Here is a 22,763-nt window from a genome sequence, read left to right as displayed (position 1 = left end):
TCTTAAGACCTTCTTATGTTTTCCTTCTTATAATAAAAGAGTGTTCAAAGCGAAAAAAGAAGTTCAAGGATGGATAGCCTCGAATTCTTTAGATAAACTGGATTGTCGGTAACTGCAATTCTTTTTGGACACGTTGAAAATGAAGGAGGAAAAACTAGATGAAAGAGTATGTTCTTAAATCTTATCATTTATCTAAGAAATATCAGGATAAACTGGCTCTCAATAAAGTTGATTTATCAATTATAAAAGGATCCATCTATGGTTTTATTGGGCAAAATGGGGCTGGTAAATCAACGTTAATTCGCATTATAACTGGTCTCGCCTATCCGACAACGGGGACGTTTGCATTATTTGGAAAAAGCAGTGGACAAGAGTTGATTGAGGCAAGAAAACGAATTGGAACAATAATTGAGGGGCCTGCTTTATATCCGAATATGACAGCTTCTGAAAATTTAGAGGCACATAGGCTATTAAAAGGGATACCTGGGAAAGATTGTATTGAAAAAACACTTGCGCTTGTAAGCTTACAGAATACAGGGAAAAAGAAAGCCAAGAACTTTTCTTTAGGGATGAAGCAGCGGCTTGGACTTGCAATCGCACTACTAGGAGATCCTGAATTTTTGATTCTTGATGAACCTATAAATGGACTAGACCCAATGGGAGTAGTCGAAATACGAGAATTATTAAAGAAACTGAATAAAGAATATGGAATTACTATTTTAATATCAAGCCATATTTTAAGTGAACTTCATTTATTAGCAACCCACTACGGAATCATTCATGAAGGGGAACTGTTAGAGCAATTATCGGCTAAAGAACTAAATGAAAAATGTCAGCAATACCTGCATATTAAAGTAGATAATCCAAACAAAGCGGCAACTGTTATAGAAAGAAATTTTTCAACGCAAGATTTTGAAGTCATGCCAGACGGATCGATTAAGTTGTTTGCATATATGGATATCCCAGGGGAAGTTTCAAAAGCCCTAACAAATGAAGGATTGGTTATCGAGGAATTCATGCCAATGGGTGAAGAATTAGAAGTCTACTTTACCAATCGCATTGGGGGTGTAAACCATGGGTAATCTTATGAAAACAGAGTTGTATAAATTAAAAAAGGATCGAACTTTTTGGGTACTAACAGGGCTGTTAATTACCTTCGCTTTTCTGTATCCTCTTGATAAAATAGGGATTTCCGACGTACAAAGTGAAAATGCCTTTTATCGCGGTTTTATTCTTTCAATCAATAGTGATATAATAAGCCTTTTGCCAGCCATATTAGCAGGGTTCTTTATTGCTAATGAATTTACGTCGGGTACGGTGAAGAGTATCGCTTCTTCCGGCCATAGTAGAATACAAACTTATTTCGCTAAGCTGACCGTGTTTTCGATTGGATCCATCATCATTTTATTAATATTACCGATTTTTATGATGGGTGCTAGTGCAATTTATATAGGTTTCAATGTCTGGCCTGAATGGACGTATTATTTCCAAACGATTGGATTGATTACGCTTTACGCAGTAGCATTCGCCTCCATTATGGCATTCTTTTCGGTCATTTTTGCTGACAGTGGAAAAGCTATAGCATTTCTACTCCTGTTCCTTGCGTCTATCGATAGCTTGTTAGATATTTTAAGTGCTAAAGCTCCGTTTTTGGAACCAATCATTACTCATTCAATATTTATGTCACATGGACAAATATTAACCATTGATCAAATCGGACATTGGGATGGTGAGGATGTTTTAACTTTCATTGTTGTACCCATCTTGACTTTCGTAGTACTAGGGATTTTAGGAAGTTTCATTTTTAGAAACAAGGAAATTAAGTAAGAAAGAAAGCGGGTGAGTAGTGTGATTTATGCAACGATAACGATAATAGCAATTATTGTTTTATTATATGCCCTCACCCGTTTATATTTTTTAAAAAGGGAAATCAAAAGAGCAACAAGACAACTTAGTGATCTAAACAAAAATGTAACAGCTAAGAAGATTGATATAAGCTATTTTGATCAAGATTTTGAGAATCTAGCAAAAGAAATCAATAACCAAATTGATTTAACAAAAAAGGCAGGGGCAGAAAAACGCTTGACTGAAAATGAACTGAAACAGGCGGTATCAAACATTTCACATGATATACGCACCCCTATGACCTCAATTTTGGGATATCTTCAATTTTTAGAATCAGATGAAATAACTCCAGAGACGAGAAAAGAATTTATCAATATTATTAAAAATGGTGCAAGTAGATTAAAGGTTTTACTTGAGGATTTTTTCGAACTATCGGTAATCGAACAGGCAGATTATCCAGTGAAAATTGAAATGATTAGATTAAATCATTTGATTTTAGAGGTACTATTAGGATTTTACGAAGAATTTAATAAAAGAAGTCTTGAGCCAACTTTAAATATTCCAGATAACGATATCATAATTTTGGCCGATCCATCTGCCGTTAAACGAGTCATCGAAAATTTAGTAGGAAATGCAATTAGGCATACAAGCGGAGATGTATCCATCCGGCTTGAAAAATTAGATTCATGCATTCAGATGACCATTAGTAATTCGGTCAACCATTTAAGTGAACAGGATTTAAATCGTATGTTTGACCGTTTTTATAAAGCAGACCAAACACGGACTGGAAAAGGTACTGGACTCGGTTTACCGATTGCAAAAAGTTTAATGGAAAAAATGAACGGGTGCCTTACTGCTGAGTTAATAGAGGACCAATTATTTATGAAGTGTGAATGGGGACTATAAATAAACTCCATATTCAGGAAAGAGGGGCGGTTCTCCCCATTCAACTGGGACAACAAGAACCGTCCCTCTGCGTCCCAAACACAATGACAACTTAGGAGTGGAACAAAATTGGACAAAAAAGACATAGCAAATATACGTAAACAATTCAAGGTGAATAATGATTTATTAACAATAAATGAAATTTTTAATGTGTACATCATGAAGGAATCGAGTGAGATTTATCATCACCAGAGTATGCCATTTGAAATGCTGGAAGAGGAACAGAAAGAGTTATTTATGGATAACTTTAAGAAAGTACTATCCGGTCAGCTGGATGAAAAGTTATTTGAATTAAAATTCCAGCGTGATGTGGAAAATAACAGTCAGCTCATTCTTCACCAAGGCTTATTAAGTAACGATACAGAAGAATGGAAAGGGCAAATGCTTTACCTTGTGGAAAAAATGCTGAAAGATAAACAATATGAGATGGATATTGTTGTAACATTTATACGGGGAGAATATAAGAAACCGATGAAACGTCAAAGTGAAGAGTCGGAAGAAAGTGAACGTAATACAGTTTACTCCCATCCCTTTATTTTATGCAGTATGAATAAAACACTAGACCCGAAAAAAGAATTACTGTTTGATTACGTTCAAAAAGAGTTTAAGTATAATATTGTCGTAGATCCTATTATCAATCTGAAGGCCCCAATATCAGGTTTTTTATTTCCTTCTATTACGGATAATTCCGCGGATGTCAACCATGTACTTTATTCGGCAGGGAAGAAGAATGAACTGAATTATCATTTTATGGAGGAAGTATTAAATGCGGAAGAAATAATGACTGCAGCAGAGGATAAAATTGTTTTTGAGGAAATTGTAAAAAACGTAGCTGGCGATCAAAAAATCAATACGTCCACACTTTCCAATGTATACGAAGAGATTCATCGTGTAGTGGAAGAGAATGAAGAGAAAGACGTACCGCGGCTAGACTATAAAGATGTAGAAAAAGTTTTAAGAAGCAGTGGTATAGAAGATGTTAACACGGAAAGGGTAGAATCCGCTTTTAAAACTGTGATTGACGATGAAAGTTATGAATTTAAAGCTAATAACATTGTACCGAAATATACGTCAAAATCTATTAAAATAGAGACAAAAATAGCCAATATATCCATTAGTCCACAAGACTTAAGATTTGTACGTCAAGTCCATTTCGATGGGAAGAGTTATTTAATGATGGAAGTAGAAGAAAATACAGTGATCGAAGGTTTTGAAATGATTCCCGAAGCTTTATTTAAGAAAGCGGAAGAAAATAATGATTGACTATTTAGGCAATGATAGCAACGGAGATGTTACGCAAACAGGCAATCTAACAGGAGGTTTGTAGATGGATAATAACGATATATTAATCAGATTAAGGTATGCTCTGGATATTAAAAATACGGACATGGTAAAAATATTTAAACTTGGAGGTATTAAAGTAACAAAAGAAGAAGTGCTAAAGATACTAACTAAAACAAATGACGGCTATGATAATGAAGCTGACAACTATGATGAGATACCTGAAAATGAAGAGCATATAAAATGCACAAATGTTATGTTGGAGTCATTTTTAAATGGATTTATTACTTTTAGAAGAGGACATCAAGAACCAAAACCAGGGCAATCTACTGAATCTGTAAAGATTAATGCGAGTGTTAATAATATTAATAATATCATGCTAAAGAAATTGAAAATAGCGCTAGCATTAAAAAGTGAAGATGTTCTGGATATATTAGAGGAAGCTGGAGTCACTATTACTAAAAGCGAATTAAGCGCCTTATTAAGAAAAGAAGGACATAAGAATTACCAGGAGTGCGGTGATAAGTACGCTAGAAATTTCCTGAAGGGATTAGCTATCACATATAGAGGATAAGGGAATATCGTCATGAAAAAAACTGCACTTTAATAACTATTAAATTTTAGTTATAACACACTTTTTATAATATAATCACGAGATCATTTAGGACTATTTACCAAAAGGCCATAACTCTTTTACACTAAGAGCTATGGTTTTTCAAGAGCAAAGAAAGTATAAAATTTTGACGATTATCTCTCTAGCTCCAGCGCCTAGACACTCGAGACATAAGCAGTTCGCTTACGCGCGAGGAAACCCATCCACACTGCACCGCTCTGCTTATGCTTGTCGTGTCTTTCAAGACGCTTGCGCTTTTCTTGGTTCTCTAAAATAGTTTCGGTATCTTTTTATCCGTTCGTTCACTTCATAATACCTATTGTCATTATTACGAATGATATTCTTTTAAAAATATAATATCTTCGTGTGACAAGGGGTAATTGTTAACCCTTGATTTTTCATCTTTTGTTCCACGCAGTATCACTTTCCCGTCTGCCAATTCCCTTTCTGACAGAATATATGGAATTTCATACTCAATAAGCTTTCCTACATTATCATAAAATAAATACCCCTCTTTTTCGTCATATATAAAAGAGTTAATTTTCATATTTGCCGTTATTAACAAGGTTATCTTTTCTTTGTCATTCCACATTATTTTCACAAGGATTTTTTTCTTCATTTTCTTTTCTACCAAAGCTTTCAAAGCGCTTAACGATATAGCTTCATCCATTGTTTTCCCTCCTAGCATCATCCACTTTTTCCAGTATATAGAACTGTTGACTATTATTTTAATTGTTGAGACAAGAATCTGTTCTCGTTCATTTTCCCTATAAGTAACATATATTATCTTAATCCATTTTAATATCTTCTGCATTCATCATGCACTTAACCCAAAAGAAATCTGCGAGAGATAACGTTATGAAGAACGTTTCGACTGCGTCTAGATTTGTCCTTCATCGGCTTTTTAAAAGTAGACTTCAATCTCGAAATTTACAATCTTTTTCAAAGTTGTGGCATACTAGTACTTAACCATTGTCGAACTAGTAATAGACTGCATAAAACTTACTGTTTTCGGGTATTGAAATAAGAGAAGAAAGCTTTCAGATTGGAGGATAAATGTAATGCAGAAGATGAATAGAGGAATATTGACGGCACTATCGGCGATTGGACTTGCACAAGGTTTGAAGGTACTGACACATAAGAGAGCGACAGGAGAATGGGATTTAAAACAAGTAGCCACAACTGGTGGTATGCCTAGCTCACATTCGGCAGGTGTTTCAGCGTTATCAACTTACATAGCTGCACATAAAGGGTCGCGCCATACAGAAACCGCATTAGCAACAATATTTGGTGTAATTGTCATGTATGATGCGCAAGGAATACGACGCCATACCGGAGAAATTGCTAAGCTCGTCAACGATCTGGAAAATAACTTTGTAATGCTATCCAAAGATTTTCCGAGCATGAAATTTGTGGAAAGAGAAAAGGATTTGAAGGAGCTTTTGGGACACCAGCCGTTAGAAGTTCTCGGTGGGGCAATTTTTGGTTCTATATTAGGATTTATTTCAGCAAAAAATGAAAATAAATAGAACAGGTTGAGTAGGAGGAACTAAAATGACTGCTAAAGAAGGTTTCGTTGAAGTAACCGGAGGAAAAGTATGGTACGAGATTCATGGCACCCACATAAATAAGACACCTGTCATTATTTTACATGGTGGTCCCGGTTCGTCTCACTGGTCGCTGCAAGGGTTAAAAGTCCTGGCAGAAGATCGTCCCGTTATATTTTATGATCAATTAGGATGCGGGAAGTCTGAATGGCCAACAGACACATCTTTATGGAAAATTGATCGGTTTGTGGAGGAATTATATCAATTAAAGGAAGATCTTCAACTCAAGGAGTTCCATCTGCTCGGTCATTCGTGGGGCACAACTTTAGCGGCAGCTTATTACCTTTCCAATCCTAGAGGAGTAAAAAGTATTATATTTTCAAGTCCATGTTTAAGTGCTCCCAGGTGGGCAGCGGATCAGGAACGCAACCGTGAAAAATTGCCAATTGATGTTCAACAAACATTGAAAAGATGTGAGGAAAAAGGAACAACAGATTCCGACGCATACAAAGAAGCAACTAAAGTATTTAATAAGCATTTCGTATGCAGAAGTGGTGGAATGACGGATTTTCGAAAAAAGGGAGCTCCGTTTAAAAATCGTGAAATCTACAATATAATGTGGGGGCCATCTGAATTTCATGTTACAGGAAACCTTAAAAACTTTGATTCCACAGAACAGCTTAAAACCATCAACATATCAACGCTATTTGCTTGTGGCAGGTATGACGAAGCTACACCTGAATCTACTAAGTATTTTAGTGAACTTACACCTGATAGTAAATTTCATGTTTTCGAAAAGAGCGCACATATGGCTTATCTGGAAGAAACTGAGGAATTTATGCAGACGATGAGAGGATTTTTAAAAAGTTTGGAGTAGATAGTGCTTATAAAAAAAGCAATTAGGATGGATAGGAAAGGGGATATATAATGAGACGTATTATATTATCGACAGAGAGTGGAGCGGATTTACCAGAAGATTTAGCTGACAAGCATAATGTTCAGGTGGTTCCGATGCACGTAATCATGGATGACCAGGATTATTTAGATGGTTCGTTACCTGTAAAGGATATTTACGACTATTATGAGCATACAAAAAAGATACCCTCTACAACGTCTACAAATTCCCATGAGTATCACGGCTTTTTTACGAGAATAAAGGCAGACTTTCCTGACTGTATCATTATTCATATTGGTTATACATCAAAGGCATCTTCCCCCTTTCACAATGCGACAATTGCAGCGGAAGACTTTGAAGATCTTTTTCTAATTGATGCTTTGAATGTTACAGGTGGATTAACCGCTATTGTGATGTATGCTGTTACCTTATTAGAGAAAGAACCAACGATTGAACCTACTAGTCTAATAGAGAAAATAGAATCAATAATTCCTAAATCAAGATTGGCTTTCGTTCCCGGCAGCTTAGAGTTTTTAAAAGCCGGTGGACGTGTAAGTAATATTGCATATCTAGGAGGGATTCTGTTAAAAATAAAGCCACGCATTGAATTAATTGAAGGAAAACTTGTTTCAACTAAGAAATATCGTGGAAAAATGAGTGGAGTTACAGAAAAACTTATGCAAGATTATTTAAATCAATACGACATTGATAGAGAACAACTTTATTTTCAATACTCAATCGGACTTGATGAAAGCATCATGCGGCGGATGGATGAAATTGCCAAAGAAAATGGTTTTAAAAATGTAAAATGGATGCAAGCTGGTGCTATGATTTCTACTCATGCTGGACCTGGTGGTTTTGGGATTGCTGGGTTAGAAGTTTAGGGAGTTGGCTTGAGTGTCTTTACACTTCAAAAAAACAAAGATATGGTAGACCTGATTTACTTCGAGGAAGACCACAAACTAACTTACTCAGTCAACGGCCTCAAACTAAAATAATCCAACGCTTCATTAACGTCATGGATATTATAAACTTTTTTTGCTAAACAGAACTGAACAACCAAATCAGAGGTGTCACTGTCGGAAAATGAGAAACCAGCTGAGCTTAAGAGCTTATCGGTTTCTTTTTTAGTTAGCTCAAGTGCTAAGGCGAGTGCAATAATGGCATTTTTTCCTGGTCGGTAGCCTGGATTGGATCGTATCTTTGAAAAATGTTTCCGGTCAATTCCCGCTTTATTATATATTTCTGGATCACTGGCACCGGTTTTATCAATAAAGCTAAACAATACTTGTTGAAATGATGGTTTACGATTCTTTTTTATAAAATTCCCGAGTTCACTTTCGCTGACTTCCTTTAGGATCTCACTTTCAGTATAGATCGGCTTACTATAAGTGATTAGTTGATTCAGCTGATGCTCTACATACTGCTCCAACTTCAAAAAAAATTCATTACTGAGCATTCCGTGCACCTCCCAAAAATGTCGCTTTTCAGGCGACCATATAATAGATAAACTCAGCTACTATTATACCATGATGTAAGACTTAGGAGGATGAATTGAATGAATAAGAACTCGACAGAAATAATTTTTTTACTCGATCGGAGTGGATCGATGTCTGGTCTAGAAAGTGATACCATTGGCGGATTTAATTCTTTAGTTAAAAAGCAATGCCAGCTGGAAGGGGAAACAATCCTTACTGCAGTACTTTTTGATAATCAGTATGAAGTATTATGGAATGGTGTTGATGCAAACCAAGCTAAGTTGACGGGTGAAGAATATTATGTAAGGGGAAGCACGGCATTGCTGGACGCAGTAGGGAAAACTATTTTGGGTGCTGGGCATAGGTTTTCAAAGACCAGTGAGGACAGAAGGCCAGGTAAGGTATTATTTGTCATTACTACAGATGGAATGGAAAACGCCAGCCGCGAATTTTCTTATAAGAAAGTAAAAGAAATGATCAATCACCAGGAAGAAAAATATGGTTGGGAATTTATTTTTATCGGTGCAAACATTGATGCCACAAAGGAAGCGGATAATGTGGGAATTAGCAGGGAGAATGCTTATAGCTTTGAAGCGTCATGTGATGGCGTAGAAGGTATGTATTCCATGGTTAATGAAGAATTATCGGTAAGAAGAAAAAACAGGATTAATTAGTTCAAGTAAGCATCTACATAAATTCTGTGGATGCTTTTTTTACTTGCAACGCATGTGCTCTATGATTGGATTTATCTGAAAAAATCGAGTATTACTTAATTTTTATACGAAAATTTTTTAGAATAGTGGTACAGTTATGTAGTAGAGGGGGAATATCGAGTGAATGAAAAAAACTTACTAGAAGCGTTTAAACAAACTGATTATCAAGTAGCAGGTCATGGCAATAGAAACATTCAGGTACTCAAAGATGCACTGGGAAATATCGATGGTCTGCAAGAGAGTGATGTATATGGGAACGGTGAGATCATTGAAGACTTTCAAGCGAAGATGGCACGTTATTTAGGGAAAGAATCGGCGGTGTTTTTCCCAAGTGGAACGATGGCACAGCAAATTGCATTAAGAATATGGTGTGACCATAAAGGCTTGAATAAAGTGGCTTATCATCCATTATGTCATATAGAGATTCATGAACAAGAGGGTTTAAAAGAACTGCATGGCATTGATTCTGTTTTATTAGCTGATAAAAATAAAGTCATTCAGTTGGAAGATGTTGTACGAATGGAAGATAATATCGCCTGTCTACTGCTTGAACTACCTCAGCGTGAGATTGGTGGTCAATTACCGGATTACCAAACACTTGAAGGTATTTCTTCTTACTGTCGTGAGAATGGAATTAAGTTACATTTAGATGGTGCTAGACTTTTGGAAATTCTTCCTTATTATCAGAAGACTGCTGCTGAAGTTTGCGAGCTTTTTGATAGTGTCTATCTTTCAGTTTATAAAGGAATTGGTGGAATTGCAGGGGCAGTTCTAGCAGGTGCTAAAGACTTCACAGAGGAATCAAAAGTATGGAAAAGGCGGCACGGTGGAGATTTAATCAGTCTTTATCCTTACATAGTCAGTGCAGATTACTATTTCAATCAACGGGAAGATAAAATGAATCAGTATTACGAAGAAGCGATAGAACTTGCTGGATTTTATAATCAATGCCATGCAGTGTCGACAAAGCCAAAAGTGCCTGTCTCTAATATGTTCCATGTTCATTTTGACTTTTCAAGAGAAGATCTTGAACCGATATTGATATCAATTTATAAAAAAACAGGGGTTGGTTTAACCGGAAGTATTAGAGGGACAAGTGATAAGGGGTGCTACTTTGAGGTAAGTATGGGGGATAGGTATTCAAATATATCCAAAGAAAAGGTGAGAGAAGTATTTCAAATGCTTGATGTCAAATTGAAGGAAATTAATTAAAAATCCTGAAATTAAAGCTGGATGACCTTTACTAAAAGGTCATCCAGCTTTTTAATAAGCAAGGAAAGTATAAGTTTTGGCGTTTATCTGTCTAGCTCCAGCGCCTAGACACGCGAGACATAAGCAGTTCGCTTCCGTGCGAGGAAACTCATCCACACTGCACCGCTCTGCTTATGCTTGTCGTGTCTTTCAAGGCGCCCTGAGCTTTTCTTAATTTAGTGTTTCGTTTCCTCTTTTTCTTTCCTCAACGCTTTATAAAAAGAGAAAATCATCAGCAGCATGATGAATGAGAATGGGAACGCTGCAGAAATTAATGCATTTTGCAGAGCTTGTAATCCACCAGTATATAAAAGTACAGCAGCTATGGCTGACTGGGCAAATCCCCATACGAATTTAACTGTTGTTGGGGGAGATAAGGAACCGTTTGTCGTTTGCATTCCCAGGACAAAGGTAGCTGAATCGGCTGATGTAATAAAGAATGTTCCAATCAGCATGATGGCCAGTATGGATAAAACAACGCTAAATGGATACTGATCAAACATTGCGAAAAGAGCTTGTTCATCAGGAAGGCCAGCAATATCTGTACCATTATTTTGTGCATCAATACCCGACATTCCAAAAGTTGCAAACCAGAGGAAACTGACGACAGAGGGGACGATAAGAACACCGGATAGAAATTCACGAATCGTACGTCCTTTTGATATACGGGCAATAAAGATCCCGACGAAAGGAGCCCAAGCAATCCACCAAGCCCAGAAGAAAACGGTCCAGTCCATAACCCATTGCCGTTCTGCTTCATCATTCGGAGATATACGTAAACTCTCAGTAGGGAGGCTTTGGATATAAGCTCCCAGCGTGTCTATAAACGAATTTAAAATGTATAAAGTTGGTCCCAGAATTAACGTAGCAACGAATAGAATTCCGGCCAGAGTCATATTCGCATTACTTAAATATTTAATGCCTTTACTAAGCCCAGTATACGCAGAAAGCATAAATAACACAGTTACAACTAGGATAATAATAAGTTGAACCCAGAACGAACTTTCAATACCAAACAGGTATGTAAAACCTCCGTTTATCTGAGTTGCACCAAATCCAAGAGTAGTGGCTACACCTACTATGGTCGCAAATACTGCAATGATGTCTATCAGCTTCCCCCAGGGTCCTTTCATTTTATCTCCAAAAAGGGGTTCGAGTGTAGCACTGATTAACCCAGGTTTTCCATGGCGAAATGTAAAATAAGCGAGCACTAGAGCGATTATGGCATATATCGCCCATGCGTGAATACCATATTGGAAAAATGTTATGCGCAACGAATCCTCAAGCGCCTCCCTTGTACCTGGATCAGCCGTGGGAGGGGTTTCAATATAGTGAGAGACGGGTGATGCTACACCGTAAAATACAAGCCCAATTCCCATTCCTGCACTGAAAAGCATGGCAAACCATGTAGGATAACTGAATTCAGGCCTGTCCCCTTGCTTACCAAGCCGGATCTTTCCATATGGACTGATGATCAAATATAAACAAAAAATCACAAATAAGGAGACGATTAATAAATAATACCAGCCGAAGTGAACAGATATATAACTCATAATAGTACTTGAAATATTTTCAAATCCCTTTGGGTTAAGAATTCCCCAAAAAGATAAGATCAATGTAATGGCCAATGTAATCCAAAAAACTGAAGTAACCTTTTTCATTGTGTGCCCCTTCCTAAATTAATTCACTTAAAAGAGAGTTTTTTCCTGGGTTCAACCGATAATATAAGTAGATAGATATTAAGCATTTCACTTAGTATTTCTGAAACTAATGGTTTTATTCTAAGTAGGAATCGGTTGTCATATAAGCAGTCTGCGTATGGTGAAAGCATTGAATGTATGAAAGGAAAAGGGTTTTGGTCTATAAAAATGGTGGTTTCTATGGTTTAGACGGCTCAACAACCAGGACTGCCAGGGTACCTGAGAGTTATCGAAGAACACCAAAACCAAGTTTATAAAAAGCTTAAAAACGATACTCTTTTCTGCTGAATTCCGCTGGTTATACAAATTCAAACCAGCGGATATAATTATTTTTGTTGTGTCAGTTGATCTTGAGCCATTTTGACCATTTCTTTGACCATATTACCACCAATAGGTCCACCAATTTTCCCCGCTTGCTCCGAAGTTAATTGACCATTGTTCCCTTTTTTTAGTGTAACCCCTTGTTCATTTGCAACTTCATACTTTACAGCATTAGGATCAGTCATGTTTACATCGTATCCTTTTGCTTTCATAACTCGCGCCTTGAGTAGATCTAAATCTTTCCGTGCTTCTGGAACCAAAATTTTATTACTTCTCGCCACTTTATATCACCTCCTTATCCAGTATGGTTTCCTAAAATTGCAGGTTAATCTATGGTGATTTAAGGGAGGGGATAAACCTAATAAATCTTTCCAGATTTCTATCCAATTATGTACTTTTTTCAAACATAAAGTGATTGAATCGAAAATGTTTATCAAAAATGGTATCATCAAAGTAATGTGTCTTAAGCTTATTTGTTAGTCTGAGAGGAAGAATATGAAATGAATCAAGAGGATAGTCCATCTTCACAGAAGATAGGAAACCCCGTATCAAATAAAAAAAGTGTTTCTGCATTAATTGCTGATCTAAAAGCACTATTTAAATTAGTCGTTTTAATAGCTAATGCACTACCTGTCTTTACTGGATTTTGGTTAGCTCTATATTTCACCAATGCATCTTTTGCAGATTATTGGGGGATATTTTTGTTAACCATTATTGGAAGTACGATGGTTATGGCTGGAGCACTCATCCTAAATAACTGGTACGATGCAGATATTGATGCAGTAATGGCGCGGACAAAAAATCGTCCAACTGTAACGGGAACCATTCCGCTTAATCTAGTTCTAAAGTTGGGAATCGTTTTGAGTATACTTGGTTTCGTTCTTTTACTTTTTACAACTATTGAAGCTACCCTTTATGCACTCGTGGGATGGTTCACATATGTTGTCCTGTATACCATGTGGTCAAAACGACGATACACACTTAATACAGTAATAGGAAGTCTTTCTGGCGCTGTTACACCATTAATAGGATGGGCGGCAATAGAACCGGCTTATCATATAGTTCCAATAGTATTATTCCTTATCTTGTTTATTTGGCAAATGCCGCATACCTTTGCAATTGCGATGAAAAAATATAAAGAATATAAAGCTGCGGAGGTTGCGATGCTGCCAGTTATACACGGATTTGAAATCACGAAGCGGCAAATTGTTGTATATATCGCTTGTCTACTTCCGCTACCACTTTTCTTAGCACAACTAGGTACACCATTTATGGTAATTGCTACAGTACTTAACGTTGGTTGGTTAGCTGCGGGTATCAGCGGTTTTTTTACAAAAGATGATTTGAAGTGGGCACGAGTGATGTTTCTTTGTTCAGTTAATTATGTAACGATACTTTTCCTAATGATGATTATTGTTACATTACCTGTCTAGTTGATAAATAAGGGAGGTTTTACGGTGAAAAATATTAAAAAGGGCGAAAATAAATTTTTTGTTGGCGAAAACGAAGATGAGCCTTTAGCAGAAATCGCCTTTGTTTCAACAGATGATGCGAAGTTAATTATCGAACATACAATTGTATCGGATGAGCTTAGAGGACAAGGAATTGCCGGGGAACTTGTAGAAAAAGTAGTTAACTACGCAAGAGAAGAAAGAAAGAAAATTATCACCGAATGTTCCTACGCTAAAAATAAAATTGCAAAAACACCTGAGTTTCAGGATGTGCTTGCTCAATAGTGGGATGATATGCTAAAAAAGGCATCTACATATTTGCTGTAGATGCCTTTTAGTCGTTCACGCGATCTTTCTAATATAATGGAGTTAGATACACTCAGGAGAGGGTAGTTATGCAACAACTATTAAAAACAGTATACGAGGGTATTATGATTTTACTTGTGATGCTAACGCTTATCACACTCTGGAGTGAAAACACGTACAACTCAACAATTAACTGGATTGTGTGGGGTGTGTTTTTCATTGATTTTTTCGTTCGTTTGATAGCCACTAAGGAAAAGTGGGGGTTCATTAAGCAAAATCCATTTCTTTTAATTGCAATCATACCATTTGATCAGTTCTTTCAGGCAGCCAGAATCGTACGGATTATCTACCTGTTTCGAATCAAAACAATCACAAAATACTATATCTCACCATATGTAAGAAAATTAACGGTTCAATCCATGAGTTTACTAGTATCGATAATTCTTATTTTATTATTTGCTGAATCCTTGGTTATTTGGAATCTAGAAGGGTCCATACAAACTTATTATGAGGCTTTGTTCGTTTTATTTGGATATTTATTCTTTTTTGGTCATGATACTTTTATAATTGGAAATCCGATTTCAGTATGGACATTAACTGGAATATCCATTATTGGAATTGCGATTCAAGGATTAGCCTTACAATGGGTGTTTAACAAGGTAGAAGTGTTGTTTACCAGGTCTAAAAAGAAGAAGTCTGTGTCTGAACAGGATAGAGATATTGTGTGATTAAGTATTATTTTTTATAATATCTATCAGAGGATAAGAACTTATTGACTAAGTATATGGTCAAGAATCAGGTTAGAGATTATTCAAAAAACAAGGTTAAGGAGTTAAAATAGAAAGTGTTAATAACATGCAATTGTAAAGTAATAAAGGAATACCTAAAATTAATTCGCGGACACCAGATATCCTATTTATTGAAAACAAACAATATTAAGGTGTTAACGGACATCAGGGTCATTATTTGGGAGGAATACCACTATTTTACTTCGATATATGTTAAATAAGGGATTGTATGTCCGCCAGTTCCAGTTAACGAGGTGTTTGGAATAAGTAACTAAAATAATACGGAAACAGCCCAGCTCACAATGAGCTGGGCTGTTTTCGTTTAATATTATACTTACTTCAAAAATCCAAAAATCTCTTTTGCTATATCCGTATTCTCAATCAGCCCCGAGAACACTTCACTCTTTGGTCCGTAGGCATAAACCGGTACATCGACACCTGTATGTCCACTCGTTGTGAATCCCACGCCTGCACGGTTATTAAACACTTCAGAAAGAACGCTATATAATGTATCAAAGTCATCTTTACTAGCGGCTTCTTTGACAGATGCGAGCTCTTCCTCAGTGAAATCAAATGTTACATATTCATTCAATACATCTTCAACTGTTCCGCCATCCATAATTTTCTGCGCCATAAACTCTGGTGTACGTTCAGCTGCTTTGATTGCCTCTGGATAAAAGTTGTAATCTCCGTCACGACCGATGGAAAATCCACCAGTAGAATGGTCGGCTGTTAATACAACCTGCGTGTGGCCGTTTTCTTTAGCAAATTCAATTACTGCCTCAAATGCTCTTGCAAAGTCTTCCATTTCACTCATAGCACTAACGGAATCGTTAGCATGTCCTGCCCAATCAATTTGGCTACCTTCTACCATTAAGAAAAAACCATCTTTATCTTGCTTCAATTGATCAAGTGCTGCTGTAGTCATTTCCTCAAGTGAAGGGGTAGACTCTTTACGATCTTTTGCTTTTGGTAATCCTACTGGTGCAAATAAACCTAGTAATTGATCATTCTCGTTTTCTAGCATTTCCTCTGTTGTGGTCACATAGTTATAATCATCTTGTTTGAATTCATTTATAAGATTTCTGTCTTCCCGATCAAAATAGTCTGTACCACCACCGAGTATGACATCTACCTTATGTTCGCCATTTATCCTATCATCAAAATAATCATCGGCAATATCATTATAATTGTTACGTGAAACGTCATGTGAACCAAATGCTGCTGGAGTTGCGTGGTTAACTTGTGATGTTGCTACAAGTCCTGTAGCCATTCCTTTTTCTTTAGCAGCTTCAAGCACTGTTCCTACCGGTTCTTTGTCGTTATCGACAGCAATTGCACCATTATATGTTTTAATAGCTGCTGACATAGAGGTTGCTGCTGCAGCTGAATCTGTAACATTTTCTTCGCTATCTTCAGGATAGGTTTTTGCCATTCCTACAAGTTGTTTGTCAAAAATTGTTTTCTCCATTTGCGTCGTGGATGGATTATCCTTCATGTAACGATACGCTGTAGTATAAGCAGGACCCATTCCATCACCGATCATCACAATAACATTTTTTGCCTTACCATTGTTTCCTTTGTGCTTGTTCTTTCCACTGTCAGCACTTGTGTTTGTGCTACTTATTCCAATAACACTTGCTGCTACCAACATAAATACGGCAACGATAATCCACGCTTTTTTTCTCATTTATATCCCCCTAGAGTTTGTATTGCATCTTCTCTTAATATGGTAGATTAAAAAGGCAATTAAAAAAATAGTAGATTCGTTGCGAATTTTGTAAAAGTTGTAAAAGGAATGTAAACGTAAGTCGAATAGGAGTACTAACTAGTAGAAACGTATGATGAAACTTAATGGAGGGTTAATAATGGAGTGAAATCGTTTGAAAAGATAGTAGTTTTTACCAGTGTCTAATAGACTAGCATATAGAAACAGGATTTTCATAGCTCATGTCGAATTTTATATATACAGGTTATTAAAAAGGATAGGTGAGATAAATGAATTACATTTCTGAATTAGAAACGTTTATACCTAAAAATAGAGTGTCAACGAATACAACTATTTTAGAGCAGCATAGTAAGGACGAATCTTATCATACACCAAGTCTTCCTAACGTGGTGATATATCCAGAAAACGCTGAAGAAGTAAGCCAAGTAATGAAAATAGCAAGTAAACATAAGGTTCCGGTCGTCCCTTTTGGAATAGGATCTAGCCTGGAGGGGCATGTTATTCCATTAAATGGTGGGATTTCACTTGATTTCTCATTGATGGATAGCATTATTGAGGTGTTACCAAATGACTTTTTGGTCAAGGTACAACCAGGGGTAACGCGGTCAAAATTAAATCAAGAATTAAAAAAACATGGCCTGTTTTTTTCTGTTGATCCAGGCGCTGATGCTACATTAGGCGGTATGGCAGCAACAAACGCAAGTGGAACAACGTCTGTAAAATATGGAATAATGCGTGATCAAGTAAGAGATCTTGAGGTTGTGCTGGCGGATGGAACTATTATGCATACAGGGAACTTAGCTGCTAAATCCTCATCAGGCTATAACTTAAATGGATTATTTGCAGGATCAGAAGGGACACTAGGGTGTTTTACCGAGTTAACATTGCGTGTTTATGGAATTCCTGAAATGATTGTAGCCGGCAGAGCAACTTTTCATTCGATAGATTCTGCGGTTAACGCGGTAGTCAATATTTTGTCCGCTGGTATTCAGGTAGCTAGAATAGAATTGATTGATGAGCTTTCTATAGAACAAGTAAATAAATTCAGTGATACCAACTATGATGAGATGCCTACATTATTTATCGAGTTTCAGGGAAACGAAGCAGGTTTATTACAGGATATTGAGTTCACAAAAGAGATACTTGTGGATCTAAATAACCATGCGTTTGAGTTTGAAAAAGATACACAGACTCGCAATAAATTATGGGAAGCTCGTCATGCTGTAGCATACGCATTTAAGCATGGATTTCCCGGTAAGCAATTGATGACAACCGATGTTTGTTTGCCGCTGTCAGAGCTTGCCGGAGCAATTAAATCCGCAAAGAAAGTGTTGAAGGAATATAACCTGGATGGTGGAATCGTCGGACATGTAGGTGATGGAAATTATCATACAACCCTCATGATTGATACCAAAAATGAGGAAGAAGTGGAATATGCGGATAGGTATAATAAACATATTGTGGAGTACGCACTCAAAAGAGGTGGGTCATGCACTGGCGAACATGGTGTCGGAATTGGTAAAATGAAGTACCAAACGCTAGAACATGGTACGGCATTACCAGTTATGCAAGCAATTAAGAAAACACTGGATCCAGACAATATTTTAAATCCAGGAAAGATATTTTTCACCAGCTAATTGTTTAAAGTAATCTTTTCATTTATTATTAGAATATACTTTTATGTAAAAAAGGAGTGTAGCACATGTCCGTCATGGAATCTATTCTAGACTACAACAAAGAATTCGTAAAAAATAAAGAATATGAGCAATATCAAACTACAAAATTTCCAAATAAAAAGATAGTTATTCTAACCTGCATGGATACACGTCTCTTGGAAATGCTCCCTCGTGCAATGAATTTGCGTAACGGTGATGCAAAAATCGTAAAAAATGCTGGTGCTATTATTTCCGATCCTTTTGAGAGCACGATGAGAAGTATTATAGTCGCTCTTTATGAATTACAAGCTGAAGAAGTGGTGGTGGTTGGACATTACGGATGCGGCATGACCGGCTTGAAATCCGAATCTATTATTGAAAAAGCTTTGAAACAAGGAATGGATCCTGCCAGCCTAGATGCTTTAAAATATGCAGGTATCGATATAGAAAATTGGCTTAAGGGCTTTGATGATGTGGAAGAAAACGTACGGAATAGTGTTGATATTATTCGACGTCACCCGTTTCTACCCGCCAATACTCCGGTTCACGGACTTGCCATTTCCCCTGAAACAGGAGAGCTCACTGTCGTCGACACAAGAAGTTAAACAAAAAGCGAACAGTGCTTGGCACTGTTCGCTTTTGTAATATCTATACCATCTTCTCCGTCAACTCCAAATACTCGTTTATTGCTTTAATAGTAGGTTGAAGGGAAGCTTCCCAAAATTCCTTCTCTCCTATATCTTCATTCAGGGAATAACTTGCTAATTGTTCAACCGTCATTCTTCCCGAGTTTTGCAATAAGGCATCGTATTGTTCAGGGAACTGATCGCCTTGTTCTTTAGCTAATGCATAAATTCCATTACTAAATAGATAACCGATTGTATATGGAATGTTGTAGAATGCTAAATTTGTATGATAAAAATGAGGGATGGTCATCCAGAAATACGTATTATTTTCTTCAACAACATCCCCGTAAACTTCTTTCATCATTCCTTCCATCAAATTTGATATCTCAACTGCGCTAAGTGTCCCTTGTTTTCTTTCATTGTATAACTTTTGTTCAAATTCAAACATAGCTGGTACAGTCACTTGATATTTCAATCCGTTTAAGATTTTCATCTCTAGTAAAGATAGTTTCTCTTCATCAGTAGAAGCCTGTTCGATTGCAGCATCCAGCACTAAATTTTCAGTAAAGGTAGAAGCTGTTTCTGCAACACTCGTACTGGTTTCTTGTGAAAACACTGGTTCATCCTGCAAAATATAATTATGATAAGCGTGACCAAGCTCATGGGCAATGGTCACGACATCTTGATAGCTTCCTGTGAATGTTAGGAAAATACGGCTTTCCTTTTTTAATGGCATAAATGCACAAAAACCGCCATGCATTTTTCCCTTCCGATCTTCAGCTTCAATCCACCCTTCATGAAATGCTTTTTCTGCAAACTCACCTAACTTATTGCTAAATTTATGAAATTGCGCAATCACTATATCAGCTGCTTCACTATAGGAAACCTTTTTATTGGAAGTAAAGCTCGGGGTGTCCGTGTCATACCAACCCAATTTTTCTAATTTCATTACCTGAGCTTTTCGTTGTAGAAAGCACTGTACGATTTCTCTATTTTTCTTGATGGCTGAAACCATCGTCTGTACAGTTTGTTCCTTGATTCTATTCTGCTCCATTGCTTCCTTCAAAACATTGTCCCAGCCGCGTTGTTTGTAGACATCTAACCTGAATCCATTAATTCGATTGAGGACTGTTGCAAATGACTCCGCTTGTTCTTTACAGATCTCAACAATCGTTCGAGCCGTCTTCTGACGAACTGTTCGATCACTTGAAAACATAGCATAACTTTGAGCCTGACCAATCGACATTTCTTCTTTTTGTCCATCTTTTTCAACCGGGATTCGTAAATCACCCATCATTTGTTCATAATAATCTTCCCATCCTATAAATCCATTAATGGAAAGCTGATTTATCATTTTTTCCATTTCAATTGGCAATTTATCTTCCATCTGTTGTTTACGTTCTTCTAAGTAATATTGATATTTTTTTACTCCCTCATGTTGCAACAAATCTTCCCATTCTGAGTCTGAAAGTTTTGCTACTAATTCATCCATATCAATTTTTAAAGATTCAATATCAGCTTTTATTTTTTCACTTTCATCAATCAATTTGGCAACATCCGGATCATCCACATTCACGGAATATAGACAAACCAGGAATTCATCTAGCTCAAAAGCTGTGCTGATGTATTCCTGCACCTCTTGAAAAAGGTCAACCAAGTCTTGCGTATCAGGTTGATCAAACGTTTGAACATTTTCTTGTAAGCCTTTCATATCATGCTTTAACGTTAAAATTAACTCATTTAATTTTTTTGATTCCTTGCCGCCATGGTATAGAGAATCAAGGTCCCAATTTTCACTGATTACTTTCTCCATTACGAATTCCTCCCCAAAAGTTTTCCTTACACAGAAGTATAAAGTATTTATAATTTTCATGCATCCACCTTGAGGCTGACTCAGAATCATCATTACGAATGAAAATAATATTGACATTACATCTGAAAAGACGTACTATATTTCTAACTTTAATAGCAATTAGCGTTGACGGAAATAAGTAGTGTAGATTCGTTGTTTCAGAAAGTCGATGGGTGCTGCGAATCGATACAAGAATCTAGATGAATACCTTTCTGAGCTTCTTTTGCGAAAGCCAAATGGCGATTAGTTTAAGACGGTAAAACCGATATCTTGTTTTAAGCGGAAGGCTTCGGTCTTCAACTTGGGTGGTAACGCGTGATAAGACACGTCCCTTGATTGGGATGTGTCTTTTTGTATTTTAAATTTTTACGAGGAGGATTAGAAATGAACTACATGGAACAATTAACGGAACAACAACAACAGGAACTTGAACGCCAATACAAAATATTAGCTTACGGTGTAAATGGTATTATTCCTGATAAAGAATTTAAGCAAAAAATTGCTAAATCTATTCTTAAGAACCAACCACTAAAAGTAAAACTTGGGCTGGATCCAACTGCACCAGACATCCACATCGGCCACACGGTTGTATTAAACAAACTAAAACAATTTCAAGACTTAGGCCATACGATTCAACTCATTATCGGTGACTTCACAGGTAAAATCGGTGATCCAACTGGTAAAACAACTGCTAGAGTTACGTTGACTGAAAAAGAAGTACGGCATAATGCCCAAACCTATTTTGAGCAGTTTGGAAAAATTATTGATATGCAAGTGGTTGAGCTTCACTATAATGCGAAATGGTTGTCTAAACTTGAGTTTGCTGAGGTTTTACAACTAGCAAGTAACGTAACGGTTGCAAGAATGCTCGAACGAAATGATTTTCATAATCGATACAATGCAAATAAACCTATTTATCTGCAGGAGTTTTTCTACCCTGTTATGCAAGGTTATGATTCATTGATGCTCGAATCTGATATCGAATTAGGCGGAACAGATCAGGAGTTTAACGTATTATTTGGTCGTGAAATTCAGGAGCAATTTGGGAAAGAAAAGCAAGTTGTCATGTTGCTACCATTGTTAGAGGGTCTAGATGGGGTAGAAAAGATGTCGAAATCAAAGCGAAATTATATCGGAATTGATGAGAAACCAAATGATATCTTTGGCAAGACCATGTCAATTCGCGATGAACTGATTGGAAAATATTTTGAATTAGCATCCAATCTATCTATTGAAGAAGTGGCTGAAATTAAGGATCAACTAAAAAAGGAAACCCTTCATCCTCGTGATGCAAAAGTCCGATTAGCTTTCTCGTTTGTCGAAATGCTTTATGACACTATTACTGCAGAAGCAAGTAAGGAATATTTCCTGACAGTTTTTCAAAAAAATCAAATGCCAGATGAAATTCCAGAGGTTACATGGGAAAAGGAAGCTACGATAGGTATCCTAGATCTGATCACTGATCTAGACTTACTTCCATCTAAAAGTGAAGCTCGCCGTATGATCAAAAATGGTGGCATTCGATTGAATCAGGAAAAGGTGGAGGATGTTAATCTTATTGTAACGATCCAAAATGATTTTGTTTTGCAGGTCGGAAAGCGTAAGTTTGTTAGGCTGAAACTTTAAAAATAAACATTCAGAAGATTGCTTCACAATTAGGATTATATGGTATAAAATGTTATTTAACATTACTAATTATGGAGGATTAACGCGATGTAAAAATAAAACGATTGACCAACTTATAAACTGAATAGAAGCATACTGTAT

The 22,763-nt window shown here is 36.7% G+C and carries 22 protein-coding genes and 1 other annotated feature; of the genes, 16 read left to right on the top strand and 6 right to left on the bottom strand.

Going from position 1 to position 22,763, the window contains the following annotated elements:
* The first annotated feature begins 158 nt into the window (after positions 1–158).
* The 5 genes from AC3G7N_RS07885 to AC3G7N_RS07865 all read left to right on the top strand — a co-directional run bounded on the left by AC3G7N_RS07885 (position 159) and on the right by AC3G7N_RS07865 (position 4,645).
* Positions 159–1,082, top strand: a complete 924-nt coding sequence (locus AC3G7N_RS07885; RefSeq protein WP_489421602.1) for an ATP-binding cassette domain-containing protein — start codon at positions 159–161, stop codon at positions 1,080–1,082.
* On the top strand, positions 1,075–1,827 hold the full coding sequence (locus AC3G7N_RS07880; RefSeq protein WP_489421601.1) for an ABC transporter permease: 753 nt from the start codon (positions 1,075–1,077) through the stop codon (positions 1,825–1,827). The genes AC3G7N_RS07885 and AC3G7N_RS07880 overlap by 8 nt, the downstream gene beginning before the upstream one ends.
* A gap of 21 nt (positions 1,828–1,848) precedes the next feature.
* Positions 1,849–2,751 (top strand): sensor histidine kinase, encoded by a 903-nt coding sequence (locus tag AC3G7N_RS07875; protein ID WP_489421600.1) that lies wholly within the window; start codon positions 1,849–1,851, stop codon positions 2,749–2,751.
* A gap of 108 nt (positions 2,752–2,859) precedes the next feature.
* The gene (locus AC3G7N_RS07870; protein WP_489421599.1) at positions 2,860–4,053 is read left to right on the top strand and encodes a DUF4317 domain-containing protein; all 1,194 of its coding nucleotides are present in this window, start codon (positions 2,860–2,862) and stop codon (positions 4,051–4,053) included.
* 64 nt (positions 4,054–4,117) lie between these two features.
* Entirely contained in the window at positions 4,118–4,645 is a 528-nt protein-coding gene (locus tag AC3G7N_RS07865) for a YehS family protein (protein ID WP_489421598.1), read from the top strand.
* 367 nt (positions 4,646–5,012) lie between these two features.
* Here the strand turns inward: AC3G7N_RS07865 and AC3G7N_RS07860 are convergent, their stop codons facing one another.
* On the bottom strand, positions 5,013–5,498 hold the full coding sequence (locus AC3G7N_RS07860) for a hypothetical protein (protein WP_489421597.1): 486 nt from the start codon (positions 5,496–5,498) through the stop codon (positions 5,013–5,015).
* A gap of 247 nt (positions 5,499–5,745) precedes the next feature.
* Here AC3G7N_RS07860 and AC3G7N_RS07855 point away from each other — a divergent pair, with 247 nt between their 5' ends.
* From AC3G7N_RS07855 to AC3G7N_RS07845, 3 genes are read left to right on the top strand one after another with little or no spacing between them, the layout of a single operon-like run.
* Positions 5,746–6,213, top strand: a complete 468-nt coding sequence (locus AC3G7N_RS07855; protein WP_489421596.1) for a divergent PAP2 family protein — start codon at positions 5,746–5,748, stop codon at positions 6,211–6,213.
* Between the two features lie 25 nt (positions 6,214–6,238).
* Positions 6,239–7,108: a proline iminopeptidase-family hydrolase gene (locus tag AC3G7N_RS07850; RefSeq protein ID WP_489421595.1), complete on the top strand. Its 870-nt coding sequence runs from the start codon at positions 6,239–6,241 to the stop codon at positions 7,106–7,108.
* Between the two features lie 50 nt (positions 7,109–7,158).
* Positions 7,159–8,010, top strand: coding sequence for a DegV family protein (locus AC3G7N_RS07845; RefSeq protein ID WP_489421594.1), 852 nt, complete (start codon positions 7,159–7,161; stop codon positions 8,008–8,010).
* Between the two features lie 83 nt (positions 8,011–8,093).
* Here AC3G7N_RS07845 and AC3G7N_RS07840 read toward each other — a convergent pair whose 3' ends face one another.
* The gene (locus tag AC3G7N_RS07840) at positions 8,094–8,585 is read right to left on the bottom strand and encodes a hypothetical protein (protein WP_489421593.1); all 492 of its coding nucleotides are present in this window, start codon (positions 8,583–8,585) and stop codon (positions 8,094–8,096) included.
* A 99-nt stretch (positions 8,586–8,684) separates the two neighbouring features.
* Between AC3G7N_RS07840 and AC3G7N_RS07835 the strand changes: the two genes are divergently transcribed.
* Both AC3G7N_RS07835 and AC3G7N_RS07830 read left to right on the top strand, forming a co-directional pair.
* Positions 8,685–9,278 carry a vWA domain-containing protein gene (locus AC3G7N_RS07835; RefSeq protein ID WP_489421592.1) on the top strand — a complete coding sequence of 198 codons (594 nt, stop codon included), beginning with the start codon at positions 8,685–8,687 and terminating at the stop codon, positions 9,276–9,278.
* A 159-nt stretch (positions 9,279–9,437) separates the two neighbouring features.
* Positions 9,438–10,529 (top strand): threonine aldolase family protein, encoded by a 1,092-nt coding sequence (locus AC3G7N_RS07830; RefSeq protein ID WP_489421591.1) that lies wholly within the window; start codon positions 9,438–9,440, stop codon positions 10,527–10,529.
* A 215-nt stretch (positions 10,530–10,744) separates the two neighbouring features.
* On the opposite strand, the gene AC3G7N_RS07825 is transcribed toward AC3G7N_RS07830, so the two are convergent.
* Complete coding sequence (locus AC3G7N_RS07825) at positions 10,745–12,229, bottom strand: glycine betaine uptake BCCT transporter (protein WP_489421590.1); 1,485 nt, start codon at positions 12,227–12,229, stop codon at positions 10,745–10,747.
* A 365-nt stretch (positions 12,230–12,594) separates the two neighbouring features.
* Entirely contained in the window at positions 12,595–12,870 is a 276-nt protein-coding gene (locus tag AC3G7N_RS07820; protein ID WP_489421589.1) for an alpha/beta-type small acid-soluble spore protein, read from the bottom strand.
* Between the two features lie 219 nt (positions 12,871–13,089).
* Between AC3G7N_RS07820 and cyoE the strand changes: the two genes are divergently transcribed.
* The 3 genes from cyoE to AC3G7N_RS07805 all read left to right on the top strand — a co-directional run bounded on the left by cyoE (position 13,090) and on the right by AC3G7N_RS07805 (position 15,074).
* Positions 13,090–14,022: a heme o synthase gene (gene cyoE, locus AC3G7N_RS07815; RefSeq protein WP_489421588.1), complete on the top strand. Its 933-nt coding sequence runs from the start codon at positions 13,090–13,092 to the stop codon at positions 14,020–14,022.
* Between the two features lie 24 nt (positions 14,023–14,046).
* The gene (locus tag AC3G7N_RS07810) at positions 14,047–14,325 is read left to right on the top strand and encodes a GNAT family N-acetyltransferase (RefSeq protein ID WP_489421587.1); all 279 of its coding nucleotides are present in this window, start codon (positions 14,047–14,049) and stop codon (positions 14,323–14,325) included.
* A 110-nt stretch (positions 14,326–14,435) separates the two neighbouring features.
* Complete coding sequence (locus AC3G7N_RS07805) at positions 14,436–15,074, top strand: transporter (RefSeq protein WP_489421586.1); 639 nt, start codon at positions 14,436–14,438, stop codon at positions 15,072–15,074.
* A 394-nt stretch (positions 15,075–15,468) separates the two neighbouring features.
* Here AC3G7N_RS07805 and AC3G7N_RS07800 read toward each other — a convergent pair whose 3' ends face one another.
* Entirely contained in the window at positions 15,469–16,824 is a 1,356-nt protein-coding gene (locus AC3G7N_RS07800) for an alkaline phosphatase (protein WP_489421585.1), read from the bottom strand.
* Positions 16,825–17,132: 308 nt separating this feature from the next.
* Between AC3G7N_RS07800 and AC3G7N_RS07795 the strand changes: the two genes are divergently transcribed.
* Positions 17,133–18,500, top strand: a complete 1,368-nt coding sequence (locus AC3G7N_RS07795) for an FAD-binding oxidoreductase (protein WP_489421584.1) — start codon at positions 17,133–17,135, stop codon at positions 18,498–18,500.
* A 65-nt stretch (positions 18,501–18,565) separates the two neighbouring features.
* On the top strand, positions 18,566–19,123 hold the full coding sequence (locus AC3G7N_RS07790) for a beta-class carbonic anhydrase (protein WP_489421583.1): 558 nt from the start codon (positions 18,566–18,568) through the stop codon (positions 19,121–19,123).
* Between the two features lie 43 nt (positions 19,124–19,166).
* On the opposite strand, the gene AC3G7N_RS07785 is transcribed toward AC3G7N_RS07790, so the two are convergent.
* Positions 19,167–20,957 carry a M3 family oligoendopeptidase gene (locus AC3G7N_RS07785; RefSeq protein ID WP_489421582.1) on the bottom strand — a complete coding sequence of 597 codons (1,791 nt, stop codon included), beginning with the start codon at positions 20,955–20,957 and terminating at the stop codon, positions 19,167–19,169.
* Between the two features lie 156 nt (positions 20,958–21,113).
* Positions 21,114–21,332 (top strand) — a binding site (T-box leader).
* 48 nt (positions 21,333–21,380) lie between these two features.
* Between AC3G7N_RS07785 and tyrS the strand changes: the two genes are divergently transcribed.
* The gene (tyrS, locus tag AC3G7N_RS07780; RefSeq protein ID WP_489421581.1) at positions 21,381–22,622 is read left to right on the top strand and encodes a tyrosine--tRNA ligase; all 1,242 of its coding nucleotides are present in this window, start codon (positions 21,381–21,383) and stop codon (positions 22,620–22,622) included.
* The last annotated feature ends 141 nt before the right edge of the window (positions 22,623–22,763 follow it).

Source organism: Virgibacillus carmonensis (assembly GCF_057836705.1).
Note: the sequence above shows the minus strand (reverse complement) of the source record. Positions and strands in the feature narration are given on the sequence as shown.

Excerpts from the sequence above, each read along its gene's own strand:
- AC3G7N_RS07785 (WP_489421582.1), bottom strand. The coding sequence starts at position 20,957 with ATGGAGAAAGTAATCAGTGAAAATTGGGACCTTGATTCTCTATACCAT.
- AC3G7N_RS07845 (WP_489421594.1), top strand. The coding sequence starts at position 7,159 with ATGAGACGTATTATATTATCGACAGAGAGTGGAGCGGATTTACCAGAA.
- AC3G7N_RS07840 (WP_489421593.1), bottom strand. The coding sequence starts at position 8,585 with ATGCTCAGTAATGAATTTTTTTTGAAGTTGGAGCAGTATGTAGAGCAT.
- AC3G7N_RS07860 (WP_489421597.1), bottom strand. The coding sequence starts at position 5,498 with ATGCAGAAGATATTAAAATGGATTAAGATAATATATGTTACTTATAGG.
- AC3G7N_RS07800 (WP_489421585.1), bottom strand. The coding sequence starts at position 16,824 with ATGAGAAAAAAAGCGTGGATTATCGTTGCCGTATTTATGTTGGTAGCA.
- AC3G7N_RS07850 (WP_489421595.1), top strand. The coding sequence starts at position 6,239 with ATGACTGCTAAAGAAGGTTTCGTTGAAGTAACCGGAGGAAAAGTATGG.
- AC3G7N_RS07885 (WP_489421602.1), top strand. The coding sequence starts at position 159 with ATGAAAGAGTATGTTCTTAAATCTTATCATTTATCTAAGAAATATCAG.
- AC3G7N_RS07855 (WP_489421596.1), top strand. The coding sequence starts at position 5,746 with ATGCAGAAGATGAATAGAGGAATATTGACGGCACTATCGGCGATTGGA.
- AC3G7N_RS07790 (WP_489421583.1), top strand. The coding sequence starts at position 18,566 with ATGTCCGTCATGGAATCTATTCTAGACTACAACAAAGAATTCGTAAAA.
- AC3G7N_RS07825 (WP_489421590.1), bottom strand. The coding sequence starts at position 12,229 with ATGAAAAAGGTTACTTCAGTTTTTTGGATTACATTGGCCATTACATTG.
- AC3G7N_RS07865 (WP_489421598.1), top strand. The coding sequence starts at position 4,118 with ATGGATAATAACGATATATTAATCAGATTAAGGTATGCTCTGGATATT.
- tyrS (WP_489421581.1), top strand. The coding sequence starts at position 21,381 with ATGAACTACATGGAACAATTAACGGAACAACAACAACAGGAACTTGAA.
- AC3G7N_RS07835 (WP_489421592.1), top strand. The coding sequence starts at position 8,685 with ATGAATAAGAACTCGACAGAAATAATTTTTTTACTCGATCGGAGTGGA.
- cyoE (WP_489421588.1), top strand. The coding sequence starts at position 13,090 with ATGAATCAAGAGGATAGTCCATCTTCACAGAAGATAGGAAACCCCGTA.
- AC3G7N_RS07880 (WP_489421601.1), top strand. The coding sequence starts at position 1,075 with ATGGGTAATCTTATGAAAACAGAGTTGTATAAATTAAAAAAGGATCGA.
- AC3G7N_RS07795 (WP_489421584.1), top strand. The coding sequence starts at position 17,133 with ATGAATTACATTTCTGAATTAGAAACGTTTATACCTAAAAATAGAGTG.
- AC3G7N_RS07805 (WP_489421586.1), top strand. The coding sequence starts at position 14,436 with ATGCAACAACTATTAAAAACAGTATACGAGGGTATTATGATTTTACTT.